This is a genomic window from Idiomarina abyssalis (genome assembly GCF_019797805.1).
Taxonomy (GTDB): domain Bacteria; phylum Pseudomonadota; class Gammaproteobacteria; order Enterobacterales; family Alteromonadaceae; genus Idiomarina; species Idiomarina abyssalis.
In genome coordinates, this window is the sequence record NZ_CP081832.1 from 602,669 (window position 1) to 627,881 (window position 25,213).

The 25,213-nt window shown below is 47.2% G+C and carries 19 protein-coding genes and 1 tRNA gene; 10 read left to right on the forward strand and 10 right to left on the reverse strand.

The genetic code is table 11. The features are described 5' to 3' along the window. Nucleotides 1-184: 184 nt before the first annotated feature. Nucleotides 185-1,765 (forward strand): hypothetical protein, encoded by a 1,581-nt coding sequence (locus tag K5X84_RS02845; protein ID WP_222236613.1) that lies wholly within the window; start codon nucleotides 185-187, stop codon nucleotides 1,763-1,765. Between the two features lie 73 nt (nucleotides 1,766-1,838). Beyond that, complete coding sequence (locus K5X84_RS02850; protein ID WP_222236614.1) at nucleotides 1,839-4,544, forward strand: TonB-dependent receptor domain-containing protein; 2,706 nt, start codon at nucleotides 1,839-1,841, stop codon at nucleotides 4,542-4,544. Nucleotides 4,545-4,722: 178 nt separating this feature from the next. Here the strand turns inward: K5X84_RS02850 and K5X84_RS02855 are convergent, their stop codons facing one another. Then, nucleotides 4,723-5,610 (reverse strand): mechanosensitive ion channel family protein, encoded by an 888-nt coding sequence (locus tag K5X84_RS02855; protein ID WP_054490566.1) that lies wholly within the window; start codon nucleotides 5,608-5,610, stop codon nucleotides 4,723-4,725. Between the two features lie 99 nt (nucleotides 5,611-5,709). Here K5X84_RS02855 and K5X84_RS02860 point away from each other — a divergent pair, with 99 nt between their 5' ends. Next, complete coding sequence (locus K5X84_RS02860; protein ID WP_054490568.1) at nucleotides 5,710-7,302, forward strand: ABC-F family ATPase; 1,593 nt, start codon at nucleotides 5,710-5,712, stop codon at nucleotides 7,300-7,302. On the opposite strand, the gene K5X84_RS02865 is transcribed toward K5X84_RS02860, so the two are convergent. From K5X84_RS02865 to K5X84_RS02875, 3 genes are read right to left on the reverse strand one after another with little or no spacing between them, the layout of a single operon-like run. After that, nucleotides 7,299-7,964 (reverse strand): glutathione S-transferase family protein, encoded by a 666-nt coding sequence (locus tag K5X84_RS02865; RefSeq protein WP_222236615.1) that lies wholly within the window; start codon nucleotides 7,962-7,964, stop codon nucleotides 7,299-7,301. The two genes, K5X84_RS02860 and K5X84_RS02865, sit on opposite strands and share 4 nt — an antisense overlap. A gap of 9 nt (nucleotides 7,965-7,973) precedes the next feature. Next, nucleotides 7,974-8,591 carry a glutathione S-transferase family protein gene (locus K5X84_RS02870; protein WP_222236616.1) on the reverse strand — a complete coding sequence of 206 codons (618 nt, stop codon included), beginning with the start codon at nucleotides 8,589-8,591 and terminating at the stop codon, nucleotides 7,974-7,976. Nucleotides 8,592-8,640: 49 nt separating this feature from the next. Continuing rightward, a complete protein-coding gene (locus K5X84_RS02875; RefSeq protein ID WP_222236617.1) occupies nucleotides 8,641-9,291 on the reverse strand; it encodes a DUF1707 SHOCT-like domain-containing protein in 651 nt (216 codons plus the stop codon). Between the two features lie 230 nt (nucleotides 9,292-9,521). On the opposite strand from K5X84_RS02875, the gene K5X84_RS02880 reads away from it, so the two are divergent. Next, the gene (locus tag K5X84_RS02880) at nucleotides 9,522-11,114 is read left to right on the forward strand and encodes an amidohydrolase family protein (RefSeq protein WP_222236618.1); all 1,593 of its coding nucleotides are present in this window, start codon (nucleotides 9,522-9,524) and stop codon (nucleotides 11,112-11,114) included. Between the two features lie 49 nt (nucleotides 11,115-11,163). Then, on the forward strand, nucleotides 11,164-12,378 hold the full coding sequence (locus K5X84_RS02885; RefSeq protein ID WP_222236619.1) for a M24 family metallopeptidase: 1,215 nt from the start codon (nucleotides 11,164-11,166) through the stop codon (nucleotides 12,376-12,378). 199 nt (nucleotides 12,379-12,577) lie between these two features. Here the strand turns inward: K5X84_RS02885 and acuI are convergent, their stop codons facing one another. The 3 genes from acuI to K5X84_RS02900 are packed head-to-tail and all read right to left on the reverse strand — an operon-like array spanning nucleotide 12,578 to nucleotide 15,162. Further along, nucleotides 12,578-13,558, reverse strand: coding sequence for an acrylyl-CoA reductase (NADPH) (gene acuI / locus K5X84_RS02890; RefSeq protein WP_222236620.1), 981 nt, complete (start codon nucleotides 13,556-13,558; stop codon nucleotides 12,578-12,580). Between the two features lie 46 nt (nucleotides 13,559-13,604). Next, nucleotides 13,605-14,240 carry an acrylate utilization transcriptional regulator AcuR gene (acuR, locus tag K5X84_RS02895; RefSeq protein WP_222236621.1) on the reverse strand — a complete coding sequence of 212 codons (636 nt, stop codon included), beginning with the start codon at nucleotides 14,238-14,240 and terminating at the stop codon, nucleotides 13,605-13,607. A gap of 52 nt (nucleotides 14,241-14,292) precedes the next feature. Further along, nucleotides 14,293-15,162 (reverse strand): LysR family transcriptional regulator, encoded by an 870-nt coding sequence (locus K5X84_RS02900; protein WP_222236622.1) that lies wholly within the window; start codon nucleotides 15,160-15,162, stop codon nucleotides 14,293-14,295. A gap of 102 nt (nucleotides 15,163-15,264) precedes the next feature. Here K5X84_RS02900 and K5X84_RS02905 point away from each other — a divergent pair, with 102 nt between their 5' ends. After that, complete coding sequence (locus K5X84_RS02905) at nucleotides 15,265-15,765, forward strand: lactoylglutathione lyase family protein (RefSeq protein WP_222236623.1); 501 nt, start codon at nucleotides 15,265-15,267, stop codon at nucleotides 15,763-15,765. Between the two features lie 70 nt (nucleotides 15,766-15,835). Here the strand turns inward: K5X84_RS02905 and K5X84_RS02910 are convergent, their stop codons facing one another. Further along, a complete protein-coding gene (locus tag K5X84_RS02910) occupies nucleotides 15,836-17,197 on the reverse strand; it encodes a diguanylate cyclase (RefSeq protein ID WP_222236624.1) in 1,362 nt (453 codons plus the stop codon). Between the two features lie 128 nt (nucleotides 17,198-17,325). Here K5X84_RS02910 and K5X84_RS02915 point away from each other — a divergent pair, with 128 nt between their 5' ends. From K5X84_RS02915 to K5X84_RS02930, 4 genes are read left to right on the forward strand one after another with little or no spacing between them, the layout of a single operon-like run. Continuing rightward, nucleotides 17,326-17,649 (forward strand): hypothetical protein, encoded by a 324-nt coding sequence (locus K5X84_RS02915; RefSeq protein ID WP_244994818.1) that lies wholly within the window; start codon nucleotides 17,326-17,328, stop codon nucleotides 17,647-17,649. Between the two features lie 47 nt (nucleotides 17,650-17,696). Next, the gene (locus K5X84_RS02920; protein ID WP_222236625.1) at nucleotides 17,697-18,944 is read left to right on the forward strand and encodes a TolC family protein; all 1,248 of its coding nucleotides are present in this window, start codon (nucleotides 17,697-17,699) and stop codon (nucleotides 18,942-18,944) included. Further along, nucleotides 18,941-19,843: an efflux RND transporter periplasmic adaptor subunit gene (locus K5X84_RS02925; RefSeq protein WP_222236626.1), complete on the forward strand. Its 903-nt coding sequence runs from the start codon at nucleotides 18,941-18,943 to the stop codon at nucleotides 19,841-19,843. Before K5X84_RS02920 ends, K5X84_RS02925 begins: the two co-directional genes overlap by 4 nt. Nucleotides 19,844-19,855: 12 nt before the next feature. Continuing rightward, nucleotides 19,856-22,987: an efflux RND transporter permease subunit gene (locus K5X84_RS02930; protein ID WP_222236627.1), complete on the forward strand. Its 3,132-nt coding sequence runs from the start codon at nucleotides 19,856-19,858 to the stop codon at nucleotides 22,985-22,987. A gap of 135 nt (nucleotides 22,988-23,122) precedes the next feature. Here K5X84_RS02930 and K5X84_RS02935 read toward each other — a convergent pair. After that, nucleotides 23,123-23,198: transfer RNA gene (locus K5X84_RS02935), tRNA-Phe, on the reverse strand. Between the two features lie 103 nt (nucleotides 23,199-23,301). Then, nucleotides 23,302-25,212: a biosynthetic arginine decarboxylase gene (gene speA, locus K5X84_RS02940; protein WP_222236628.1), complete on the reverse strand. Its 1,911-nt coding sequence runs from the start codon at nucleotides 25,210-25,212 to the stop codon at nucleotides 23,302-23,304. Between the last annotated feature and the right edge of the window lies 1 nt (nucleotide 25,213).

Below are 25,213 nucleotides of genomic sequence, written 5' to 3' on the forward strand. Positions count from 1 at the left end.
TGTGTTTTTATTACTGATATAGGTTACTTATTCAACAAGCGCAAAGATCAAAAGAGAAAACTTAGGTTACCGAATGGTGAATATTTTGTGACACTTTTGTGTTGTCACAATCCTGTCATGCAGGCGTCTTAGTCTGCTCCCGACTTAAATCATAACTGGACAACATCCAAGTCGGGAGAACCCAATGAAATTTAATACTTTATTCAAAATCTCTGCAGTTACAGCAGCCTTATTTTTAGCTGGTTGCGGCGGCGATATTAATGTTACCCCAACGGTGAATAACAATGGCGGATCTGATGCTGGCGGCGATACGGACGGTGGCGACAGCGGCTCATCAAACCCTTGTGCAAGCTATGCAGACATCCAGGGTGAGTACGACGGTCAGGACTGTTCTTATGATACAGACTTTGCCAGTGCAACCATTGAAATAGCTGAGGACATTACTTTTGAAGAGTTGCCTGACGGCGGTGTTCATGTGTTTGATGGTGCTCTGCAAATTGGTGAAGACTGCGACACCACAACCGATTGTGAAATTAATCAAAATGGCCCGGTCATGACGGTTGAACCTGGCGCAGTGCTGGCATTCACTTCTGGCGAAGCCATTATTCAGATTGCTCGTGGCGCTCAGTTGAACGCTATCGGTACTTTCGACAAGCCGGTTAAGTTCACCTCGGCTAACGAGTTTGACCGTTTAAACGTATCAGGCGACGCTCCACGTTACGCAGACTGGGGTGGGATCATCGTTAACGGTAACGGTATTACCAATGAGTGTACTGATGCAGAGCGCGACGGTGGTACCTGTAACCGTGAATCGGAAGGTATTGTCAGCTTCTACGGTGGTAACGACAACACTGACGACAGCGGTTCAATGAAGTACGCACAAATTTGGTACGCAGGCTCGGGTCCTCGTGACGGCGGTGACGGTGATGACTTGAACTCACTAACGCTAAACGCAGTAGGTTCAGGCTCTTCTTATGAGTTTATTCACATTCACCAGGGCTTTGATGATGGCATTGAGTTCTTCGGTGGCGCTGCTGACTTAAGAAACATTGTCGTAACGGATACCCAGGATGACTCGCTGGATATGGACGCTGGTTGGCAGGGACGTGCGCAATTTGTGTTTATTAAACATGGCACAGTGACAGTAGACGGTCAGACCAACTACATGGGTAACGGTGGTTTTGAGGCAGACGGCGAGAAAAACAATGGTCCGGACTATTCGCAAGCACCAACATCTGCACCGACTATTGCTAACGTGACTATTATCACTACCGACGGCACATCCGTACGTGATAACGACCCGTCAATCGCTACGAAATTTGACGACAACTTCCAGGGGCAGATGTACAACGTACTGAAAATTAAAGAGAACGGTACGGCAGACGACGGCTGTGTCTTCTTCACTTCAGACGGTGAAGCGGGCGTTGATAATGGCGAACTCGATTTCTACAGCTCGGTTATGGCGTGTACCAATAACTTTGTGAACACCGGTGACAATACCTTTGGTGACGGCGAAACCTACAGTCAATGGTATGACAACGGTGGTGAAAATGAAGTGTTAGACGGTTCAGCAATGGTTCTGAATGACGATGGTATTTCGACCGATATGTCTTCTTCAATCACTATTGCTGCGAATGACTTAACCGCATTGAATGATGACTTCTTTACTCCGGTTGATTTTATCGGCGCACTTTCTGACGACGATACAAGCTCTGAATGGTACCAGTGGGTTGAAACTGCTGTAGCTGCTTCTGAGCAGGACTAATTAGAGTTGGAATGCGAATAAATAGGCGCACCACAGTTGCGCCTATTTTCCGATTTTATTGCAGGAGTTGATTATGAAGAATCAATACAAACTCAAGCCGGTTGCTTTAGCGGTTGGTTTGGGCCTGTTTGCCACGGCTCCGACAGCTTTGGCACAGCAAGCTGACGAAACTGAAGTTGAACGCGAGTCGACCATTGAAGAAGTGGTTACTACCGGTAGTCGTTTGCAGGGAAGTGCGGCTGCAGTGGTTGAAGAGCGCAAAAACCAGGCCTTTGTGGCAGATATTCTGGGTGCAGAGCAGCTGTCCCGTTCCGGTGACAGCGACGCGGCTTCAGCGTTGCGCCGGGTGACCGGTTTGACCCTGGTGGACGGCAAATTTATTTACGTGCGTGGTTTAGGTGAGCGCTACTCAAGTGCCCGCATTAACGGCGCCAGTATTCCCAGCCCGGACTTAACCCGTAACGTGGTACCGCTGGACATTATTCCATCGACCATTATTGAAAGCATGGCGGTACAAAAGGTGTTTTCACCTTCCATGCCGGCGGCTTTTGGCGGTGGTAACATCGATATCCGTACGCGCTCGCTGCCGGATGACTTTATCTTTAATGTTGAGGCAGGAGTCGGTCTTAACAGCAATGCGGATGACGGCTACACCTATAACCGCAACGATGACGGCATTCCTGACGGGATCCGCGATGCGATTGGTCGTTATCAGGGTGACTTTAGCTTACGCAACATTATTAATACCGATGGACTGAGCGGCAGCGGGAACAGTGCCGGTGATCAGGCGCGGGCGATTAATGCGTCACTGGCGAAACAATTACCTCGTGACATGGTGCTAAAGGAAGAGTCTCTGGATCCTAACTTTGATTTGAAAGCGACCTTAGGTAACAGTTTTGATGAGTCCTGGTTGGGCGGCACTATCGGAGTGTTGGCTGCTGCGTCTTATGACAATGACTGGAACGTCTCTGAGCGGCGGAATGCGGTTATCAGTAACAATGCTGAAGCGGGCTGTTCAACTTCGCTGGAAACTGCCGAGGATGTCTCTAGCTCTTGTTACAACACCTTGTCTGAAACTACGGTGACACAGGAAACAGAACGTCTTAACGGCTTTTTTACCGCAGGCTATGAATTAGACACACACAGCGTCAGCTACACCAAAATTTACCTGGAAGACTCAGAGGACGAGTCAGAATTTGGTATTAAGCAAAGCCCCAACGGCAGTAACCTGAAAACCATTGCCGGAACCGGTATTGCTAACCGCGAACATGAGTTCAAATACGAAGAGCGGGTACTAAACGTGGACCAATTCCGCGGCCAGCACACCTTTATGGACTATTGGGGTATTGGTTTTGACTGGCAGTACACGGAGTCAAAAGCGGAGACGGAAATTCCGACCGAAGTGTCTTACCGTTTTGATGACATTTACAACACTGACGGAAGCTTCTCTGAGACTCGTGTAACAGGTGATGACAACCGTGCGATTTTCCAGTTCGTTGACATGGAAGACAACGTGAAATCTTACGGTGGTAACTTCTCGCTCCCGATTATGTTGTCTGGTATTGAACTGGAGCTGAAAGCGGGTTATGACTTTATGGATAAAGCTCGTTATTACAGCACCAGTCGCTTCAGTTTGGATAACGCCTCAGGTTCACGCTTGTCAGTATTGGATGACTTAGACAACGTACTGGGAGTTACCGGGTATTTGACCGATGAGGTCATCGACGAAAATGACTTCCGTATTACCTTCCGTGAACCGGGTGCGCCAAATGCGGATGATTACCTGGCTGCTCAGAAAATCGATGCGTATTACGGTGAGTTCGATGCCATATTCGACAATACTTGGCGTGTCAGTGGTGGTGTTCGTTACGAAGACTTTAAGCAAGTGTCATTGGCGACCTCGAGCTTAATTTTTGACGAGCAGGACCTGAATAACTACTTCAACCCTCAGCGCGTTATCGATAGCTCGATTTCAGAAGACGATGTTTACACCGCTTTGTCACTGACCTATATGGCTAATGACAATTATCAGCTTCGCTTTGGTTACGGTGAAACGGTTGTTCGTCCGGACTTGCGCGAGACGGTTCCGGTAGCTTACTACGACCCGACTACGGATATTCGCACTTTTGGTACGGCCGGTTTGCAAAGCAGTGACTTACGTAACTACGATGCACGCTTTGAGTACTACGCGGATAATGGCGATAACTACACCGTTGCAGCCTTCTATAAGGACATAGAAAAACCAATTGAGTCGGTGCTGCGCGTGGGTGATGAAGATTACACACTGACCTATGTGAACGGTGAATCAGCCGAAGTGTACGGTGTTGAGTTTGAATGGCTGCACGACTTAGGGTACTTGGCGAACGGCTTCTTCACCTCAGGTAACTTAACCTGGAGTGACTCAGAAGCGTCGATTGACCCTGCGTTGGCGGGTAACTTAACTAACCCGACGAAGCGCATGACCGGACACTCAGAATACGTGGCTAACTTCCAGTTAAACTACGACTCTGCCAACGGCGAGCACTCCACCTCGTTAGTTTACAACGTGTTTGGCGAACGCATTCTGGCAGCAGGTGTTGGTGGACGTGAAGATGCTTACGAACAGCCTTTCCACTCGCTGGATTTGGTGTACAACTACTATCCGAGCTTTAGTTCAAAAATCGGCTTCAAGGTAAAGAACATTCTTGGAGAAGATCAGGAAGTGACGCAATCGGATATTTTAGTTCGCAGCAAAGAAGTCGGAACCGTTGTTAGCTTAAGTTACAGCTACGAGTTCTAGGTAGCCTGATGTTTACATCAGGTGAGTTGGATGTAGCGGGCGCTGAGGTCGCAGGAACTATTGAGGAGGACGCCCGTAAATACATCCATGTAGGGCTTGGGCAGCGCCATCCATGGCGCTGCACACCTCCTCAATAGTCCACTGCAACCGTCGGTCGCGCCCTCTATCACCAGCATCATCACGTCATCTTTATTTCTAAAGGTTTTAACGTATCTAAATGCACATCGCGCTGCGGGAAGGCGATGGTGATGTCATTCTCGGCGAATATCTTATCGATTTTAAAGCGTATGTCGGACTGTACTCGACGAATGTCCATCGGGGCTTCAACTTCTGTCCAGAACAGTAAATTGAAGGTTAAGCTGTTGTCACCAAAGTCATCGAAAAAGACTTCAAAAGGCAGGCGTTGAACAATTTTTTCGTGTTGGCTGGCGGCTTCCAGCATGAGTTCGCGAACTTTGTCGATAGGCGAGCCATAGGCAACCCCAACGGTGACTGTGCTGCGTATTTCCGTCGAAACTAGTGTCCAGTTCACTACCCGCTGCTCAAGGAAATAACTGTTTGGAACCAGCACATGCACGCCGTCGAAGCGTTTGATGCGAACACAGCGGTTGCCAATTTCTTCAATTTTGCCCCGTTCATTCTCGAGCTCAACAATGTCGCCAATGCGAATAGGGCGCTCTGCAACCAATATCATTCCGGAAATTAGATTGTTTAACAGGTTCTGCGCACCAAAACCGACACCAATGGCTAACGCACCACCTAATACAGCAAATATGGTAATAGGGATGCCGGCAACGGGCAGGGCTATTAAGACAATGAGCACGTAAGCTAGGAAAGAGAACAGCTTTCTAAAGGCATAAATGGTGTTCTGAGAGGCATGACCCGATTTAAGAGCTCGTTTTACCAGACTGGAACCAACCCAGCGTATAACAATAACGCCAACAATAATCAGTGTAATGGCAATAATTACCTGACTGAGGTATATCTGGGCGTCGCCGGTCTTCCAAAGCTCGGTGTTCCAAATTTTACTTAAATTCGTGGAGACATCATTCCAGGACATTTGCATAGTCTATTTACCCATTAGTGAATCTTTCTTTGTAATTTACGCGAAAAACACGTACATTGCGCGCTCAATTTTTACCCTATAGTCCTGGATGTTGAATACGTGATTTCTGCTGCAAATATCACCATGCAATTTGGTGCGAAGCCTCTTTTTGAAAATATTTCTGTTAAATTCGGCAATGGCAACCGTTATGGCCTTATTGGTGCTAATGGCTGTGGTAAGTCGACCTTTATGCGCATTTTAAGTGGTGAGCAGGAGCCTTCCTCCGGCAACGTCTCGCTGGAGCCGAATACCCGCATTGGTAAGTTGCGCCAGGACCAGTTTGCGTACGAAGAGTACAGCGTGGTTGACGCCGTTATTATGGGGCACGAAGAGCTGTGGGCGGTAAAAGAAGAGCGTGACCGTATTTATAGCAGTGGCGAAATGAGTGAAGAAGACGGTATGCGTGTAGCCGATTTGGAAACCGAATTCGCTGAAATGGACGGTTACACAGCTGAATCTCGTGCTGGCGAATTGCTGTTGGGCTTAGGTATACCGGTAGAGCAGCACTTTGGTTTGATGTCGGCACTGGCACCGGGTGTGAAAATTCGGGTGTTACTGGCGCAGGTGCTGTTCTCTGAGCCGGATATTATGCTGTTGGACGAGCCGACCAACAACCTGGACATTAACACTATTCGCTGGCTGGAAGAGGTGTTGGCGGAAAAGCAAAGCACCATGATCATTATCTCGCACGACCGTCACTTTCTGAACACGGTGTGTACGCACATGGCCGATATCGATTACGGCGAGCTACGTGTCTACCCGGGTAACTATGACGAATATATGTTTGCCGCTACTCAGGCGCGCGAACAGCTGATGAGCGATAACGCCAAGAAGAAAGAGAAAATTGCGGAGCTGCAGAGCTTTGTCAGCCGTTTCTCGGCGAATGCGTCAAAAGCCAAGCAGGCGACCTCGCGTCAGCGACAAATGGAAAAGATTCAGTTGGATGAGGTTAAAGCATCCAGTCGGGTGAATCCGTATATTCGCTTCACGCAAGAGAAGAAACTTTACCGGCTGGCGCTTGAAACCGAAAACGTACGTAAGAGCTTTGATGACGAGGCCGTTTTAAAAGGCTTGAGCACATCGATAGAAGTGGGTGAGAAAGTCGCTATTATCGGTGCCAACGGTATTGGTAAAACGACTTTGCTGAAATGTTTGATGGGCGAGTACACGCCGGACTCAGGCAGCATCAAGTGGTCTGAAAATGCGGCGATAGGCTACTACGCGCAGGATCACGCCCACTGGTTTAAGCAGGAAATGACCGTTTACGAGTGGATGTATCAGTGGAAGAAGCCGGGCGATGACGAACAGGCTATTCGTGGTGTGCTGGGTCGTATGCTGTTTTCTTCAGACGATATTCAGAAGCCGGTATCGATTTTATCCGGTGGTGAAAAAGGGCGGATGATCTTCGGGAAACTGATTTTGCAGCGCCCGAACATTCTGGTGATGGACGAACCGACGAACCATTTGGATATGGAATCGATAGAGTCGTTAAACATGGCACTGGAGCAGTTTGAAGGTACCTTGTTGTTTGTCAGCCATGACCGCGAGTTCGTGTCGACTTTGGCTACTCGTATTATCGAAATTACCGACAAAGGCTTACGTGACTTTGCCGGCAGTTACGATGAGTACCTGGCGCAGCTGGCTGCCGCTTAACGCTGCACCATTTTTTGGGCGCTCTTGACCAGTTCGTCAGGATCGCCCATCCGCTCCGGCTTCGTGACACCGCGTTGGCAGGCCGGACGCTCACTGATGGTGTTCATCCATCGCTTCAGGTTTTCCAGGCCGTCAAGACTGACACCGGACCAGTCGTGGGTACGCACCCAGCACCAGTTGGCAATATCCGCTAACGAGAAGTTTTCACCGGCTAAGTATTCAGACTCTCCTAAACGCTTATTCAGCACCTCGAACAGCCGACGGCTTTCGTTTTGATAACGTTCAATGGCTGACGGCAGCTTCTCCGGAAAGTACCGATAGAAGACATTAGCTTGTCCCATCATGGGGCCAATGCCACCCATTTGAAACATCAGCCATTGGATCATACGCGAACGTTCTTTTGGGTCTTTAGGGTTAAGCTTGTCGTAGGTTTCAGCCAGATACAGCATAATGGCGCCGGACTCAAACACCGCGAAATCATCGTTGTTTTTATCGACAATCACCGGAATACGACCGTTAGGGTTCATTTTCAGAAACTCTGGGCGTTTTTGCTCATTTTCCTGCAACTGCACATGGTGCAGGTTATAGTCCAGCCCCATTTCTTCTAAGGTGACCGTGGCTTTATAACCGTTGGGTGTCGCTGCTGTGTAGAGTTCAATCATGTTTATTCCTTAAACCTTTGATGAGTCGCGCTCTTTCATACGCTCGTACCAGGCTTTTAGATGAGGCCAGCGGTCATCGACTCGCAGTTGAATCACCTTGGCAAAGTCGACCGTGCAAAAGGCGTTAATATCTGCAATGGTAAAACGTTCCAGCGCAATAAACTGATGATCGGCCAGGTGCTTTTCGAGAAAGTCGAAGAAGGTCAGGGTTGCTGCGTGGTTTGCCTCACCCCACTCTTTTATGGGTGTCATTTTGTGTTTGAAATAATCGGTTGTGTGCTGAAAGCACATGCCAATTGGGGTAAATAAATAGAAGTCTATCCAGCGTGTCCATTGTTCGATAATGGCCTGCTCTTCAGCGGTATTGCCTAGTAAGGCTTCAGATTCCGGGAAGGCGGCTTCAAAGTAGCGGCAAATGGCCATGGTTTCGCCAATGCAGGTGCCGTTGTCGAGTTCCAGTACCGGCACTTTTTTCATTGGATTTTTTCGTTCAAATTCCTGCGTTAAGTTCTCGCCTTTGGCCAGATCGAGCTCAACGCAGTCGACCTTGTTCAGGAGCCCTTTCTCCGCAAGAAACATCCGCACCCGCCGAGGATTGGGCGCTTTTGCCATTTCATAGAGTTTCATGGAGCTAACTCTCCGTTAAATTGAGTGTTAGCTCCAATTTACTCCGACACTAACGAGATTGAAAGGTGCCTTTTAAGCTATTTGCAAAGGCAACAAACTTCTCTTTTATGGTGCGCTTCACTTTTACCTCAACAGAACCCAGCACCTGGAAGCCCTCTATACGTATATGTGGTGCCTGTTTTAAGTTGCCCATAGACGGGGCTTTATTCTCTGTGGAACCAAGAATGCTAAAGACGTTGGTGCTGATAGTAATTTCTTCAGGCACGAAAATTTCCAGGCTTGAAAGGCCGCCTATAATTTTTATAGTAACGTCAGGGTGTTGGAATACGGCATCGGTAAAGTCCAGCTCTACTGAGCCTAACAGGGAATAGATGGTGATTTCGCGTGGAACCGTCCATACACCACAGCGCTCATTAGAGGACAGTATGGAGACCACGTTTTCTGTTGGCAGCACTCGGCCCTCACCGTAATGTGGCGAGAATTGTTGTTCTTTCATGCTGTCGTATGAGGTATCGGGCTTCAGCTCCAGGTCTTCTACCAGTTCCGCCAGCTGGCTATGTGCCGTCGCGTCCATGGCTTGATCAAGCCGGCGTTCAAAGGCTTCTGCCGACAGCTCACCGTGGCTGTAATTCATGACCAGTTGGTCGATGGTTTCTTCCCGGACTTTTTCTATTGGGCGATCTTCAAACTTTACACTCATGATGGTTCCTTGTTGTTCTTATCTTCTTATTATGGACAACAAAGCAATTCTTAGGCCAGAAATAATTTCTTTAATAATCAGCTGCTTATAATTTCACCGAAAACCGAGATTTGTGCTTGTGACCAAATATTGGGAAGAACGACCAATTTACACGAGAGCAGTTGACCTTCTGCGAGTTATTAACTTAACTAAAACTCAGGAAAATCAGGCTATTTCAGATGGATACGACCATGAATAAACTCCCTTTTGTTGTTGATGCCCATACCCACCTTTTCAACGCTCGTTATGTGCCTTTGCAGGGAATTCTTGAGAGTTGGGGGATCTGGAAGTTACCGGCAAAGTTAATTAGCAAACTGGCGTATTCACTAACCGCCAGCTCTACATTACAAGAGCGGCTTGCGTCATTTTCAGTCACCACTCAAAAAGGTGCCACAGAAAAAATCTGCAACGAGTTTGCTCACCTGGTTTGTATTGAAATAGGACATTACTTGCCGGGAGAATTAAGTGAAGAGGGCACTAGCAATCCGGAGTTAGCGAAAGCCTACCAGGAGAAATTCATTAATAGTGAGTTGTACTCGGTTCTGAGAGAAATACATCAGTATTACGGTGACAGCGAATCGGCCCGGGAACTGGAGTTAGATTACATAAAAACGAAATTAACCTTCAAAGCAGAAACTCACCCTCAGGATAAAATATCGGGCTGGTTCTTCGGCATTCATAAAATGATTGAGCGCATGCTGCGCAAGTCACTGGAGTTTTTAGAGAACGCCGCGGACAAAATAGATTTTGTATTAAATATGCTGCGCAGTGAGATAGGGATACTTAAGCGGTTAAAAGGCTATTACGGCAACTTTGCGGAAAATTATGTGCTTTTTCATTACATGATGGATATGGCCCATCCGTTTGATGATAACCCCAAGTATGAGTTTTATGATCAGCAGTTAGAGCGCATGACTGCGTTGGAGAATTATTTAGAAGGCATAGTGCTGGGGTTCTCTGCCTTTGATCCTTTGCGATTTGTTTCTCAGTCTGCCACTGATCGCGTGCTTCGAGATGCCATAGAGCGATCGTTAGAGCACGGCAAAGCGGGATTCAAGTTTTATCCTCCTATGGGTTACAAGCCAGCGGGTAATGAACCTCCGGTTGAACGGGTTGTTGATTACTTTCTGGATTTTTGTGTGGAGTATTCCATTCCGGTTTTCACTCACTGCACGCCGGAAGGCTTTCAGGCTTATAAAGGGTCAGGGTTAAATTCAGACCCGGATTACTGGGAGCAGGCGCTGACAAAAACAGAGCAAAGGAAAACAATGAGGCTCTGCTTTGGCCATGCCGGTGGCGGAAAGCGAAAAGTGAACGGGCGCTGGGTTAAAGGTTGGCTGGCAGAGACAGAAGAGGAGTGGAGTGATCCGAACAATTACGCCCGTAAGGTTGTCGAGCTGTGTCGGCGCTACCCGCATGTTTATTGCGACTTGTCCTACTTACATGAAATTGTCGGCAGTAAGAAAGCAAAGGCAAACCTGGCCCGGCGGCTTGAAATTGAGCTAACGCGTGAAGCCACTGCCGACAAACCTTTTAAGCTGGCTGATAAAATAATGTACGGTAGCGACTGGCATATGGTGTCTATGGTTAACGACATTGAAGCCTATTTTGGGCAAATAAAGGACATTTTTGAAAAGCAGAAAATGCAGCCTTTTGCCGATAAGTTCTATTTTAAAAATGCGCTGAGGTATGTTGATTTAGAGGCTTATATTAAACGTGCGGAAAATGTGTTTAGTCAGGATTACATTGCACGGTTGAAAGAAATTCGGACGAATTTGATGTAGCCTGATGCTATTACATCCGGTGAATGCTCAATTAATAAGAGGAATGTTTATGACCCATGGGGTAGGGGTTGCGCGGGCTGAGGAAGCTCTCAGCGCTTTGGAAAATATGACCGCAGGTGTTCAGCCTATTCAACTGGAAGAATACCAGCAGCGCGTTGCCAGGGCGCAGGCACTGATGCAGGAGCAAGGCATTAGCGCTATGTACTTAAACGCAGGAACCAACTTAGAATATTTTACTGGTTTAAAGTGGTACCCCAGTGAACGATTGGTTGGCGCTGTTCTTCCGGTTGAAGGGGATGTCACCCTGATAGCGCCGGCGTTTGAAGTCGGTTCATTAACTCAGGCAATGATACTGCCCATGGATACGGTTTTGTGGGACGAGCACGAATCACCCTACGAACGGTTGTTGGCGTTCTTAACGGAGCATTTTTCTGATGGTTATAAGCTGGCATTAGATGAATCCACACCCTACAGCGTGGTGGCACAGCTGGAGGAACGTAAACCCGCCGAAACAATGTGTGACGCAAAAGTCATTACCGCAGCCTGCCGGATGCATAAATCCCCCGCAGAATTGGCGCTAATTCAGACCGCAATGGATATGACCATGGCTGTGCACAGAGCCACAGGTGCTATGCTTCACGAAGGCATCACAGCGTCGGAAGTCAGAGCTTTTATTGATAAAGCACACCGTAAGGTGGGAGCGTCCGGTTCGTTTTTCTGTATTGTGTTATTTGGCAAGGGCACCAGCTACCCACACGGCGTTAATTACGAACAGCACTTAGAAAAAGACGACTGGGTGCTGATAGATACCGGCTGCAAGTTGCACGGCTATCATTCTGATATTACCCGTACTTATGCTTTTGGCACTGCAACTGAAGAGCAGCAGAAATTTTGGCAGTACGAACGAGATTTGCAACAAGCCGCTTTTGATGCCGCTGTATTGGGTAAGACTTGTGAGTCTGTGGATGACGCCGTGCGTGTTAAATTAAAAGAACAGGGCCTGGAGCCCGACTATCAATTACCGGGTGTGCCGCACAGAACAGGCCACGGTATTGGCATGGATTTGCATGAATGGCCCTATCTAGTTGGAGGCGATAAAACTGAATTAGCGCCGGGAATGTGTTTTAGCAATGAACCTATGGTGATTAACCCAGAGAAATTTGGCGTGCGTCTGGAAGATCATTTTTATATGGCAGAAGACGGGCCGGTGTGGTTTACCGAGCCGTCTCGTTCGATAAATGATCCGTTCAACTTGGTTGGCTGAAGTCGTTAGGTAATTCCCAGATAGGCGTTGACGAAACGCTTGCTGCTCATTTCGTCAATGCCAAAGTAAAAACTCGGCTCAATCAATTTCATTTTTATGATGGATAGTGGATTCATCAATATTCGCTAAAGCTATTGAAAAGCGTTAAGTAAAAGAACATAACCTCAACTTCAATATCGCTAGTCTTTATATATCTAGATTAGTCATTCACATCAACTACCGTACGGCCGCGCACTTGGCCTTTGAGCAATTGTGGCGCAAGCTCCTGAACTTCGTTAAGACCGACAGTTTGTATCATGCTATCCAGCATTGATAAGTCTAAATCTTTTGTTAACCGGTCCCACGCTGCTAATCGGTCTTGCATGGGAGCCATAACGCTGTCGATACCTATTAGTTTTACGCCACGCAAAATAAATGGCGCCACACTTGTGGGTAAGTCCATACCGGCAGCTAATCCACACGCAGTGACAACGCCCCCGTATTGCGTTTGCGAAATCGCGTTGGCCAATATATTCGACCCGGCGACATCGATAACGCCTGCAAATCGCTCTTTTGCCAGAGGCTTGGCGGAGCTTTCAAAGTCACTGCGTGGCAGAACTTCAGAAGCACCGAGTGTTTTGAGGTAACTTGTTTGTTCAGAGCGGCCTGATACTGCAATGACTGTGTAACCAAGTTTGCTGAGCAAGGATGTGGCTATTGAGCCCACACCGCCCGCAGCGCCGGTGACTAAAATGTCACCAGAGCTTGGCGTAACACCTTGCTGTTCCAGTGCTAATACGGATAGCATGGCAGTGTAGCCGGCAGTACCAATAGCCATGGATTGTTTAAGACTGATACCCTTTGGTAAGGGGACTAGCCATTCGCTTTTTACGCGGGCTATTTGTGCTAACCCTCCGGTGTGCACCTCGCCAACGCCGTAGCCATTTAATAATACCTTGTCGCCGGCTACAAAACGGTCGCTGGAGGACTCTATCACTGTTCCGGCTAAATCAATGCCGGGGATCATGGGCCACTGGCGCACGACTCCAGGCTTCTGGCAAATAGCCAGCGCATCTTTATAGTTCAAAGTTGAATAAGCGACATCGACGGTTACATCGCCGTTACTCAGCGTCGATTTATCTATCGACGTTAATTCAGTGAGTTGCTCATCGTGTTTGGTGATAACAATGGCGTTAAACATAAAAGCCTCCAAAATTAGACTGATCGTCTATAAAAAGATAAAAAACTTATCTATTTAGTGTGTTTACAAAATAGTCGGCAAATAACTGAATAGGCTGCGAGCTTTTTTGCAACTTACCGTGGAGAACGGCACCTTCCCAGCCAATCCAAAATAGCTCGCTTTGTTGGGCGCAATTTAACGAGTTTGCGATGTGGCCATAGGCTTGCTCCTCTCGCAGATAGTCGGCAAGCAGATCACTCCATTGTGAGAAAACACCGGCCAATTGGCTACGAAAGCTAGGCGGCAGGGTGTTCAATTCTTGTCCAAGATTACCGATTAAACAACCGCGCTGAAATTGATATTTCTCAATACCGCTAATGGCGTCGGCAACGAAAGCATGGAAGCCTGATAGCGGCTGTTGGCGGCTCGGCTGCAAGCATTTAATCAGTTTGTTTTTAAAGAACTGATTGTAGCTTTCAATGATTTCCTGACCGAATGCCTCCTTACTGCTGAAATAATAGTAAAAAGAACCTTTAGGGATACCCTCTAGCTTTAGAATAGAGTCTAATCCTATGCTTGAATACCCAGACTCGGTGAGCGATTCAATTCCTGCACGCAGTAAGCGCTGTCGAGTTTGATTGTGACCTTCGACATTCTTTTTAGGGCGGCCGCGAGTTCGCTTGTTTTTATTCTCAGTTTCCATTCTTAAAAAATAGACTAACCGTCTATAAAAATCAAGTGTCACTATGTTGAGTTCAAATTCGTTGCTTAATATCAGCGATGACGGTTTTAATCCGGTTCGGGGGTTGAGTGTTTCGTCGGGTACAAAGGTAAAGCGTTTCGCTCACCGGATGGTTTAAGTGATGAGACTTTATTTTATCAGACTTTGGAAAGGCATCGACTGCGTAGGCAGGCAGTATGGTAAAGCCCAGCCCCATGCTAACTGGGGTGAGAATTAGACTGATCTGATTAGAGAACCCTCGCTGAATAAATAAGTTGCTGTGTTGGAATTCCGGGTAGTTGGAGCTTAATAAGAGATCTGCATGGTGACTGCCGTCTGGGTGATCGATGAAACCAAGAGTCTTCAATGAATCCCAACTGGGAGTCTCAACGTGAGCGGGGGTGACCAAAAGTAGTGACTCACTTCCAATTGCCTCACAATTGACATCCGGTAGTGACGGCTTTGACGACATAATACCGATATCCACACTTGATTCTACTATGGCACTTTCTATGTCTGCATTTGGAGCAAATCGATAATTCATTACTAGTTTAGGATGCTCTTTTTGCAGAGACAGCAAATAGGGGTACAGTTTAAGTCCGACACTGCCAGGCGACATTATCTTAACTAAGCCTTCAAAGGCTGGGTCAGACGTAACAATGTTTGCAAGGTTTGAAAATTCAGCGAGTAAGCGGTTAGCTTCATCGTATAAACGCTGACCCGCTTCCGTAAGACGAAATTGTTTCTTTTCTCTAGTTAGCAGAGTTCGGCCTAACTGCGCTTCTAGTTTTTGCACATGCTGGCTTACGCCCGATTGTGTCATGTTAAGCGTCTCTGCGGTGCGAGTGAAATGACCGATTTCGACAAGGGTACAAAAAGTGCGTAGCCACGTTGTATTTAGCATTTAAATATCATTATAAAATATGATGATTTTAATGATAAATCATAATTTAAAATTATGTAATAGGTCAGTTAACCTTCTTTTATCTTAAAGAGAGGAGGTTTTATGAGTAATGTATATCCAAGAACTTTTTCGCATATCGGTATTTCCGTCCCAAATTTGGAACAAGCCGTTGAGTTTTATACTCAGGTTATGGGCTGGTATTTGATTATGAAACCAACCGATATAGAGGAAGACGACAGTGCGATAGGTGAAATGTGTACCGATGTTTTCGGAGCCGGCTGGAATCGCTTTCGGATTGCGCACCTGTCGACAGGTGACAGAATTGGCATAGAGCTATTTGAGTTCGAGAATCAACAGAACCCTGATGACAACTTTGAATACTGGAAAACCGGAATTTTCCACTTTTGTGTGCAAGATCCCAATGTTGAGGAGTTGGCTGACCGTGTTGAAGCGGCTGGTGGTAAACGACGCATGGAAAAGCCTCGTTATTATTACCCTGGCGAAAAACCTTACCGCATGATTTACATGGAAGACCCGTTTGGGAATATCTTAGAAATTTACAGTCATAGCTATGAGCTGATTTATAGCGAAGGCGCTTATTGATATTTAGTCTGAGACAGAATGAGAAGAGGTCCTGCAGATACACAGGGTTTCTTCTAAACGCTCTGTAGCTTTACTCGTAATGCCAAGTCACCCTGTTCCTGCCTTGCTTTTTACTTTGGTAAAGTGCGATATCAGCTTTTTTGTAGGCGGTATTAAATTCATCATCTACTGTGAGCTCTGTTGCACCTATTGATACGGTGACATTGACGACGCTTTTATCCCCTAGAGCCACCTTATTCTCAGCAACTAATTGACGAAGTTTTTCAAGGGTAGACTGAGCGTTTTCGCGTGGGATGTTTGTCAATATGACGGCGAACTCTTCGCCTCCAACGCGAGATACGCAGTCACTGGCGCGCACTTGTTCTGCTATTTTTCGGGCTGTCTGTTGAAGTACTTTATCACCTGCATCATGGCCGTAATTGTCATTTATCGTTTTGAAATGATCTATATCAATTATGGCAAAGCAGGTTATATTTAACGTCTGATTATCGTTTGGCTGTAACTCTTCAAAACGCTCAGTTATGAACAGACGATTTGAAAGGCCCGTCAAAAAGTCGGTATAAGCTAGCTTTTCCAATTTTTTTGTTTTAGAAGAATTGATAATAATATTCTCGATAGCAGAACATATTAGGCTCATTAGCTCTATATCAAGTTCGGTAAATGGTGTAAGACGTGCTTCTGGACTCGTAAAGTTGAGTGTTCCCCACGTTTGTCCATTAATTTTAATGGGTAAGCCCAGATAAGTTTCCAACTGAAATTTTTCAAAACATGGGTGTCCAGCATATTCACTGCTTGTTGAGGCGTGCGTGGTAGCGATGACTTTGTTAGACTCGAGTGTCACAGAACAGTATGTTTCACCCAACGAAAACGTTGTGTCTGCAGGAATATCTTCCGCTTCGGAGTAGGCGTATTTGACGACGTAGTCGTCATCAGTAACATGGCTGACAAGCCCTGTTTGTGCATGTAAGTAATGACAACCAAGTTTAAGAAGCTTGGCAATGCGATCAGTGGACAGTGTTTTTGACTGTCGATTGACGACATCGTGTACAGCACGTAAAACCTCAGCTGCGCTGGCATACTCGGTCACATCATTGATTATTGCAAAAAAGCCATTAACCCGTTTGCTGAGAGTTTCGACATTGGGTATATAGTTTATCTCGAGTTGAATGCTACGTCCGTCATTCAGCTCTACCCTCTCGGACAGCTCAAGCTCTTCGCCCTGTAGAACGCGGTCGTGAATTTTAGAAATTTTCTGGTAGGAGTCATCACCCACAATTTCAGCGATTGTTTTGCTTTTTATATTCTTTAGTTTTACACCAAAAAAATTCTCATACGCTGTATTTACGAACTTGTAGCGTCGCTTGTTATCTACAAAAGCGAGCATGTAAGGAAGAGTATTGGCAAGCTTTCTGAATGAGCGATCTATTTTCATGATGCAGCAACATTATTATAGCAACTTTAGAATAAGCATATAACGGAAGTGAGTGGATGTATATGTTCACAGCGCCTGATGAGTCTCTCCACTGGTTTTTTGGGCTTTTATTCGATAAAGTGCCCGTCATGAAAATATCTTGGTTGCTCATCGTGGTCGTATTAATACACAGCTTTTTTACCTGTGCGTCTGCTGCTGGGCATATCGAAGACCCGAGTCACCAAAGTGTCGATGTTGTGTTTGATTTAGAGCATGATATCGAGCATAAAAATTCAACTACAGAGCAACCAGCTCTCGATCATGAACATCAATTTCATGCTCACATAAGTTGTATTACCGGCTATGGAATTTCCGTTTCTGCAACGCCAGTAATTCTGGCGTCCAACTCAAACTCTGTGGATTTTGGCCAAAGCCTGACTCACCAACCCCCTGTACCTCCACCAAACGCGTAACCGTTAACTTAGACTTTTTAAAACCTATAAGTTAATGGAGAAGCAACATGAAGTATTTATACTTCGTGGCAGCCTTTTGCTTAGGCGCGCTAGTGCCTGCGGCGACGGCTGCTACGACAGATTTAACGCTGAAAGAGGCGTTACAAAAAACGCTCAAGAATAACCCTGAGTTACTGGAATATGATTATAAAATAAGAGCTGCAGGAGCACTGATAGAGCAGGCTGAGTTTTCACCTAACCCAAGGGTATCTGCGGAAATAGAAAACTTCGCTGGTTCAGGACGGTTAGAAGGTATCAGTAGCTCACAGTTAACCGTATCCTTTTCTCAGCTCATAGAATTAGGGGACAAACGGCAGTTACGCGTTGAAGCTGCAACCGAAAAAGAAAAAGCTCAGCGAGCGGAGTTCGAGTATCGTCAAATTGAGGTCTTGGCGGAAACTACACAGCGTTTCTATGACGTTTTAAAACTTCAGCAAGTTTCGCATACCAGCGAGCGTCAAATTGAGCGAACTGAGCGACTGATAAAAGTGGCGCAGGAGCGTGTAGAAGCTGGCGCGGTGCCTAGGTCCGAGGTTATCCGTATTCAATTGCAATTAGAACGCCAATACGCTTTCTCGGACGAGTTGAACGGCAAACTAAAAAAGAAACAAACCGAACTGGCGTCAATGTGGGCAGGCGAGCTCAACTTTAAGCGGGTCTCTGGAGGCTTTTCTTTTCCGCTAAGTCTGCCGGAAAAAGCCAACGTGTTATCGGCTGTTAATCGGGCGCCGGAGTATTTGCGTTTACTGGACTCTGAGCAACTTCTACAAGCGCAAGCCAGAGCGTTAGCAGCGGACTCAAAGTCGGATATTACCGTTGGTGTCGGGGCTCGCTACAATAATGAGTTCGATGATGTAGGTTTAATCGTTCAGGCATCGATGCCATTGCAGTTCACTGACCCTAACGTCGGTCGCATAAAACAAAGCCGATTACTGCATCAGTCTAACCTTGCGCAGCAAAAACAGGTTCGGCAGCAACTAAAATCACTGGCTTTATCGCTAGTGCACAGTTTGCAAACTCACCAAAGTTATCTGCAAAAGATAAACCAGCGACTGATGCCATTATCTGAGCAATTACTTGAACAAACTCAACAGGGTTACGCACGCGGAACGCACTCTTTGTTGCAAGTGTTAGACGCGCAAACGGAGTTAGCCAAACTCGAGTATGAAAAAGTCTCCCGTCAACATGCGATTTACAGCGACATCATCCAATTAGAGCGCATGACCGGACAGCCGTTTTTAGGAGTACAACCATGACTTTCAATTCAGTGATCACTCTGTTCTGCATCGCCATTTTTTCACTGCCCGTATTGGCTTATGAGGAAAAACACGCAGAGCATGAAGTACCCCATACCAATTTAAGTGATGCAGCAATAGAAAACGCGAAATTAACGTTGGCAACAGCGAGCGCTCAAAACCTTCGAGTAATGCAGACTATTTTTGGGGTAATAGCGCCCAATAACAACAATATCGTGCATATCGGTGCTAAGTACAAAGGTATTGTTACATCGTTAAAGGCCAATATCGGCGATGCTATAAGAGCCGGGCAAACCCTGGCTGTTGTTGAGAATGTTACGACAGGCACGGCATTTGAAGTCATCAGCCCAATTAGCGGAGAGGTAACTGCACGTTTTACCAATGTTGGTGAAGTGGTTGAGCAAAAGCCATTATTTGAAGTCCTGGATCCATCATCGGTCTGGGTGGAGCTTTCAGCGTTTCCGGAGAACATTGAGTCATTAGCAGAAGACCAGACGGCACATGTTTACGACTTGCATCACCACAAGACTGTCGAAGGGACGATTTCTTATCTATCTCCACAAATGACCGGCGGACATATTGCACGCGCACGTATCGAGCTGCCCAATCAGTCGGGGCATTGGCGACCGGGAATGCACGTAAAAGCGGATGTCGTTACAGACAGCTTTAACGCGAGCTTGGCGATAAACAATGATGCTGTGCAACGTTTAGACGATAACCCCGTTGTTTTTGTTAAAGAGGGTAATCGTTTCGAAGCTCGAGAAGTTGAACTAGGCCGAACTGACGGTGAATACACCGAGGTGTTATTGGGTATTGAAAATGGCGAAAGTTATGTCGTTGAAAACAGCTACTTGATAAAGGCTGACATTCTAAAACAAGGCGCAGGCCACAGCCATTAGGGAGAGTAAACAATGATAGATGCACTCATTCGCTTTGCGGTTGAGCGTCGATGGCTGGTGCTTGCCGCAACCTTGTTAGTAGCAGCTGCGGGCGTTTATAGCACATTAAAGCTACCCATCGATGCTGTGCCGGATATTACCAATGTTCAGGTCCAGATAAATTCAGAAGCGCCAGGCTATTCGCCATTAGAAACCGAACAACGTATTTCTTATCCGGTGGAAACCGCGATGGCAGGTTTACCAAAGCTGGACTACACCCGCTCGATCTCACGCTATGGGTTGTCGCAAGTTACCGTGGTGTTTGAAGAGGGCACCGATATTTACTGGGCTAGACAGCAAATCAGTGAGCGATTGCAAAAGGTAAGGGGAGAAGTACCCGACGGTATTGAGCCGACGATGGGGCCAATAGCCTCCGGCCTTGGTGAAATTGTTAATTATGTAGTACGCGCGAAAGAGGGGGCTACCAATGCCGATGGCGAGGCGTATACGCCCGAGCAGTTGCGTACTATTCAGGATTGGATCATTAAGCCGCAACTGGTCAAGGTACCCGGTGTTACCGAGATTAATAGTGTGGGGGGTTATGAAAAGCAATACCAGGTGGCTCCCATCCCCGGTCGTATGCTGGCCTATAAAGTGACCATGCAGGACCTTTTGGCAGCATTGGATCTTAACAATAGAAACGCTGGTGCCGGTTATATCGAGAAAAATGGTGAGCAATGGTTGGTGCGTTCGCCTGGACAGCTTAAGACACTTGACGATATTCGTGATGTGGTCGTGACAAAACGTGATGATGCACCGGTGCGCGTGAGTGACGTGGCTGAGGTCAAACTGGGAGAACAATTACGCACTGGCGCTTCAACCTCGGGCGAGAGCGAGGTGGTATTGGGCACGGCCATGATGCTTATCGGCGAGAACAGCCGTATTGTTGCACAGAATGTCGCCAATAAAATTGAGGAGGTGCAACGAAGCTTGCCAGACGGTGTCGTCATCGAAACGGTTTATAACCGCACATCCTTAGTGGATAAAACCATTGCAACGGTAGAGAAAAATCTGTTTGAAGGTGCCGTGCTGGTTATTGTCGTGCTTTTCATTCTACTCGGAAATGCCCGTGCAGCACTAATTACCGCCTGTGTCATTCCGTTAAGTATGCTGTTTGCGGTAAGCGGCATGGTTGCCAACAAGGTGTCTGGTAATTTAATGAGCCTGGGCGCAATAGATTTTGGCATTATTGTCGACGGTGCGGTCATTGTTGTCGAGAACGCGCTGCGGCGCCTGGGGAATGCTCAACAACGCCTCGGTAGGGTGCTGACAACCAAAGAGCGTTTAATTGAAGTGACTCACAGTACACGTGAGGTCTTCAACCCAGCCGTTTTTGGTGTACTGATTATTATGCTGGTCTACCTGCCAATATTTGCGTTAAGTGGCGTGGAAGGCAAGATGTTCCATCCCATGGCGTTTACGGTTGTAGCGGCGTTGTTAGGTGCGCTGATTTTCAGTGTTACCTTTGTACCCGCTGCTATTGCAATATTTGTCCGTGGCAATATTAAGCACGGCGAAAACCGAATAATGCGAGCGGCCCGCAAAGTGTATCAGCCGGCTCTACGGCAAACATTAAAGCTTCCAGTTGTCATTATTTTGCTTGGCTTTGGGTTATTTGCGGTATCACTGTTTCAGGCGAGTCGCATGGGAACTGAGTTTTTGCCACAGCTTGATGAAGGCGATATTGCCATGCATGCCTTGCGCATTCCGGGGACTGGCTTACAGCAGTCTATAGCAATGCAAAAAGATGTCGAGTCTGTGGTGTCACGCTTTGACGAAGTTAAACTGGTATTCTCAAAAATTGGTACCCCGGATGTTGCGACCGACCCTATGCCACCGAGCGTTGCTGATACCATTATTATTTTAAAGGAGCGTGAGGACTGGCCAAATCCAGAGAAACCCAAAGAGCAACTGGTTGCTGAAATACGAACTGCTGTGCAAGAGCTTCCCGGTAATAAGTACGAGTTCACTCAGCCCATTGAAATGCGCTTTAACGAACTTATTGCAGGCGTTCGAGCTGACTTGGGGGTTCGTATTTATGGCGATGACTTGCAAACGCTTAAACGGTTAGGCGACTCAGCCGCCGCAGTCATTCGCACCGTTGATGGCGCTGCTGACGTTCGGGTTGAACAAATGACCGGTTTATCGACACTCTCAGTTATACCTAAGCGTGATCATTTAGCGTTATTAGGCCTAACAGTCGCTGATGTACAACGAGCAGTTCAAGCTGCGGTTGGTGGAGTTCAGTCAGGGATTATTTACGAGGGGGATAAACGCTTCAAGCTAATGGTACGTCTCGACAAAGAATGGCGTAAGAGCATTGAACAGCTTAAATCACTGCCTATTGATCTGCCTGCCGGCAACCCTGAGCTGCGCTATGTGCCGTTGGGAGAGGTCGCCGAATTGAGTTTGGAAAGTGGACCGAACCAAATTAACCGAGAAAGTAGCAAACGCAATGTTATTGTGAGTGCGAATGTTGAAGATCGTGATTTGGGCTCTTTTGTGGCAGATGTTCAGGATGCGCTAACGACTGACGTTGATTTGCCAGCAGGTTATTGGGTTAACTACGACGGTACCTTTGAACAGCTGCAATCAGCTTCCCAACGGTTGAGTTTGGTTGTGCCATTAGCGCTGCTATTAATTATTGGCCTGCTATACAGTGCTTTTAATTCGCTGAGCAGTGCACTCGTAATATTTACAGGCGTTCCCTTAGCGCTGACCGGCGGGATATTCGCATTAGCGCTGCGCGATATGCCGCTATCAATTTCCGCTGCAGTCGGCTTCATTGCACTGTCGGGCGTGGCGGTTTTGAACGGCGTGGTCATGCTGACATTCATACGGCAACTGCTGCGCGACGGACTGCCGTTGAAAGATGCGGTGTTTGAAGGCGCGCAACAACGGTTAAGACCTGTACTGATGACTGCTCTCGTAGCTAGCCTGGGCTTTGTCCCTATGGCATTTAATACCGGTGTCGGCGCTGAGGTACAGCGACCACTGGCTACTGTGGTAATCGGCGGCATTGTCTCGTCGACATTATTGACTTTGGTGGTGCTGCCAGCGTTGTATTACTTAGTACAACGTTTTAAAGGAACCCATGTAGAATAAGTTGAAGTATTTAAGCACGCTCGTTCTTGGGCGTGCTTTTTTATCTTTGCATTGATGAAGGCTTGGTTGGTACAAAATTGGCACAATGCCTAAAACAAAAAAGCCCCGCTGTTTCCAGCGAGGCCTTGCAATATGTGGTGCCCGGAGGCGGAATCGAACCACCGACACGAGGATTTTCAATCCTCTGCTCTACCGACTGAGCTATCCGGGCAACGGCGTGTATTAAACGTTTTTTTCGGTTTCGAGTCAACCGCTTTTCGTGCCTTTTTTACTGTTTGCTCAGTAATTGCACATTAAGCGGTTGTTTTGGTGAATTATTCAACGCGTAAGTAGGTGCTGCCGGCTAAACAGTGCTCGTAAAAGTTTGTCCAGCGAACACCTTCACGTGGCGCCAGTGAGCCTTTACGTACCTGACGGTCAATTTGTTTCTTCACAGTTTTGGCCATGTACTCGGTATTATACTGCATAGTTTGCAGTACTTTTTCGGCCGATGTGCCCGGTACCACTTCTTCAATATAAAAGTCGCCGGGTTCATCGTCGTGACAGTAAACATGCACTTCGGTTAGGCGGCCAAAGAGGTTGTGCATATCGCCCATAACGTCCTGGTAGGCGCCGGTGAGGAATAAGCCTACGTGGTAATCCTCGCCTTTACGCAAGTTATGCATGGGGATGTGATCGCTGATTTCAGTGCCTTCAACGTACTTACTGAGCTTACCGTCACTATCGCAGGTAATATCGACAATTGAGCAGCGTACTTCGGGCTGCTCGTTCAGGCGCGAGATAGGCACCACTGGCAGTACTTGCCCGATGGCCCAGGTATCGGCGGCTGACTGAAATACCGAAAAGTTACACAGGTACTGACTGGCGAGCATGTCTTCTAACTCTTCCAGCTCCTGAATAACGTAACTGTCTTTATCCAGCGAATGGTGAATGTCGGTAAGTATTTGCCAGTACATGGTGTCCAGCTTGGCCATTTCACTGAGTGATAATATACCCAGTTTAAAGGCTTCGTAGGCATTTTGCTTATAGCCGGCGGCGTCGTTATAACGTTCCTGCGGGTGGAACTGGTCGCCGGAGCTGTGCAGTTCGCGCATGTTCTTAACTAAAATGTGTTCGTTCTCGCTGGCGCTGATATCGAACTGTGTACCGGCCGGTTTCATTTCGCCCACAATATTAGTGACCACGCAGCTGTGGTGCGCGGTCATCGCACGCCCACTTTCACTGACTAAGTTAGGGTGGGGCACCTGTTCCAGGTCACAAATTTGCTTCACACCCCAGACAACGTCAGCAACGTACTCTTCTGTGGAGTAATTGCGCGAGGAGTCGCTGGTGGTGCTGGTACCGTCGTAGTCGATGCCTAGACCGCCGCCGATATCCAGATATTCTAAAGGCACGCCTTCCTGTACTAATTTGGCGTACAGACGCGCGCCTTCGTTGACGGCTTCTTTAATTTTACGAATATCGGACAGCTGGCTACCAATGTGGAAATGCAGCAGCTTGGCACAGTGCAACATGTCTTCTTCGCGCAGCCGTTCAATAACATTCAAAATTTCGGCAATACTTAAACCAAACTTAGCGCGGTCGCCGCTGGAGCCTGCCCACTTACCGGAGCTTTTTACCATCATTTTTGAGCGCAGACCAATCATGGGTTCAACGTCCATTTGTTTGGCCAACGGGATCAGCATTTCCAGTTCGCTGAACTTTTCAATAACGATGATCATTTTGCGTTTAAGCTGACGGCCAAGCAGTGCCAGAGTCAGGTAGTCTTTGTCCTTGTAGCCGTTGAGAATCGTCAGCGCATCGGGATTGTCGTTGTACGCCATTACTGCCATCAGCTCCGGCTTAGAGCCAGCCTCAAGGCCATAGTTATAAGGTTCACCTGCGTCCATGATCTCTTCAACCACTTCGCGCATTTGGTTCACTTTAATGGGAAATACACCGCAATACTGCCCCTGATAATTGGCGTCAGCTATCAGCTTACCGAAAGTCTCGTTAATGATTTCAACCTGCGAGCGCAAAATGTCATGAAAACGGATAACGGCTGGAAACTGAATACCTTCCGAAATAATTTCATCCACTACTTCTTTCATATCAATGGTGACATCTGGCAGGCGGTGGTTGGGGCGAATTTGAATATTGCCGTTTTCGCCAATGGAGAAATAGCCCGCGCCCCAGCGGTTAACACCGTACAGTTCTTCTGCTTGATCAATATTCCAGTCTGACATC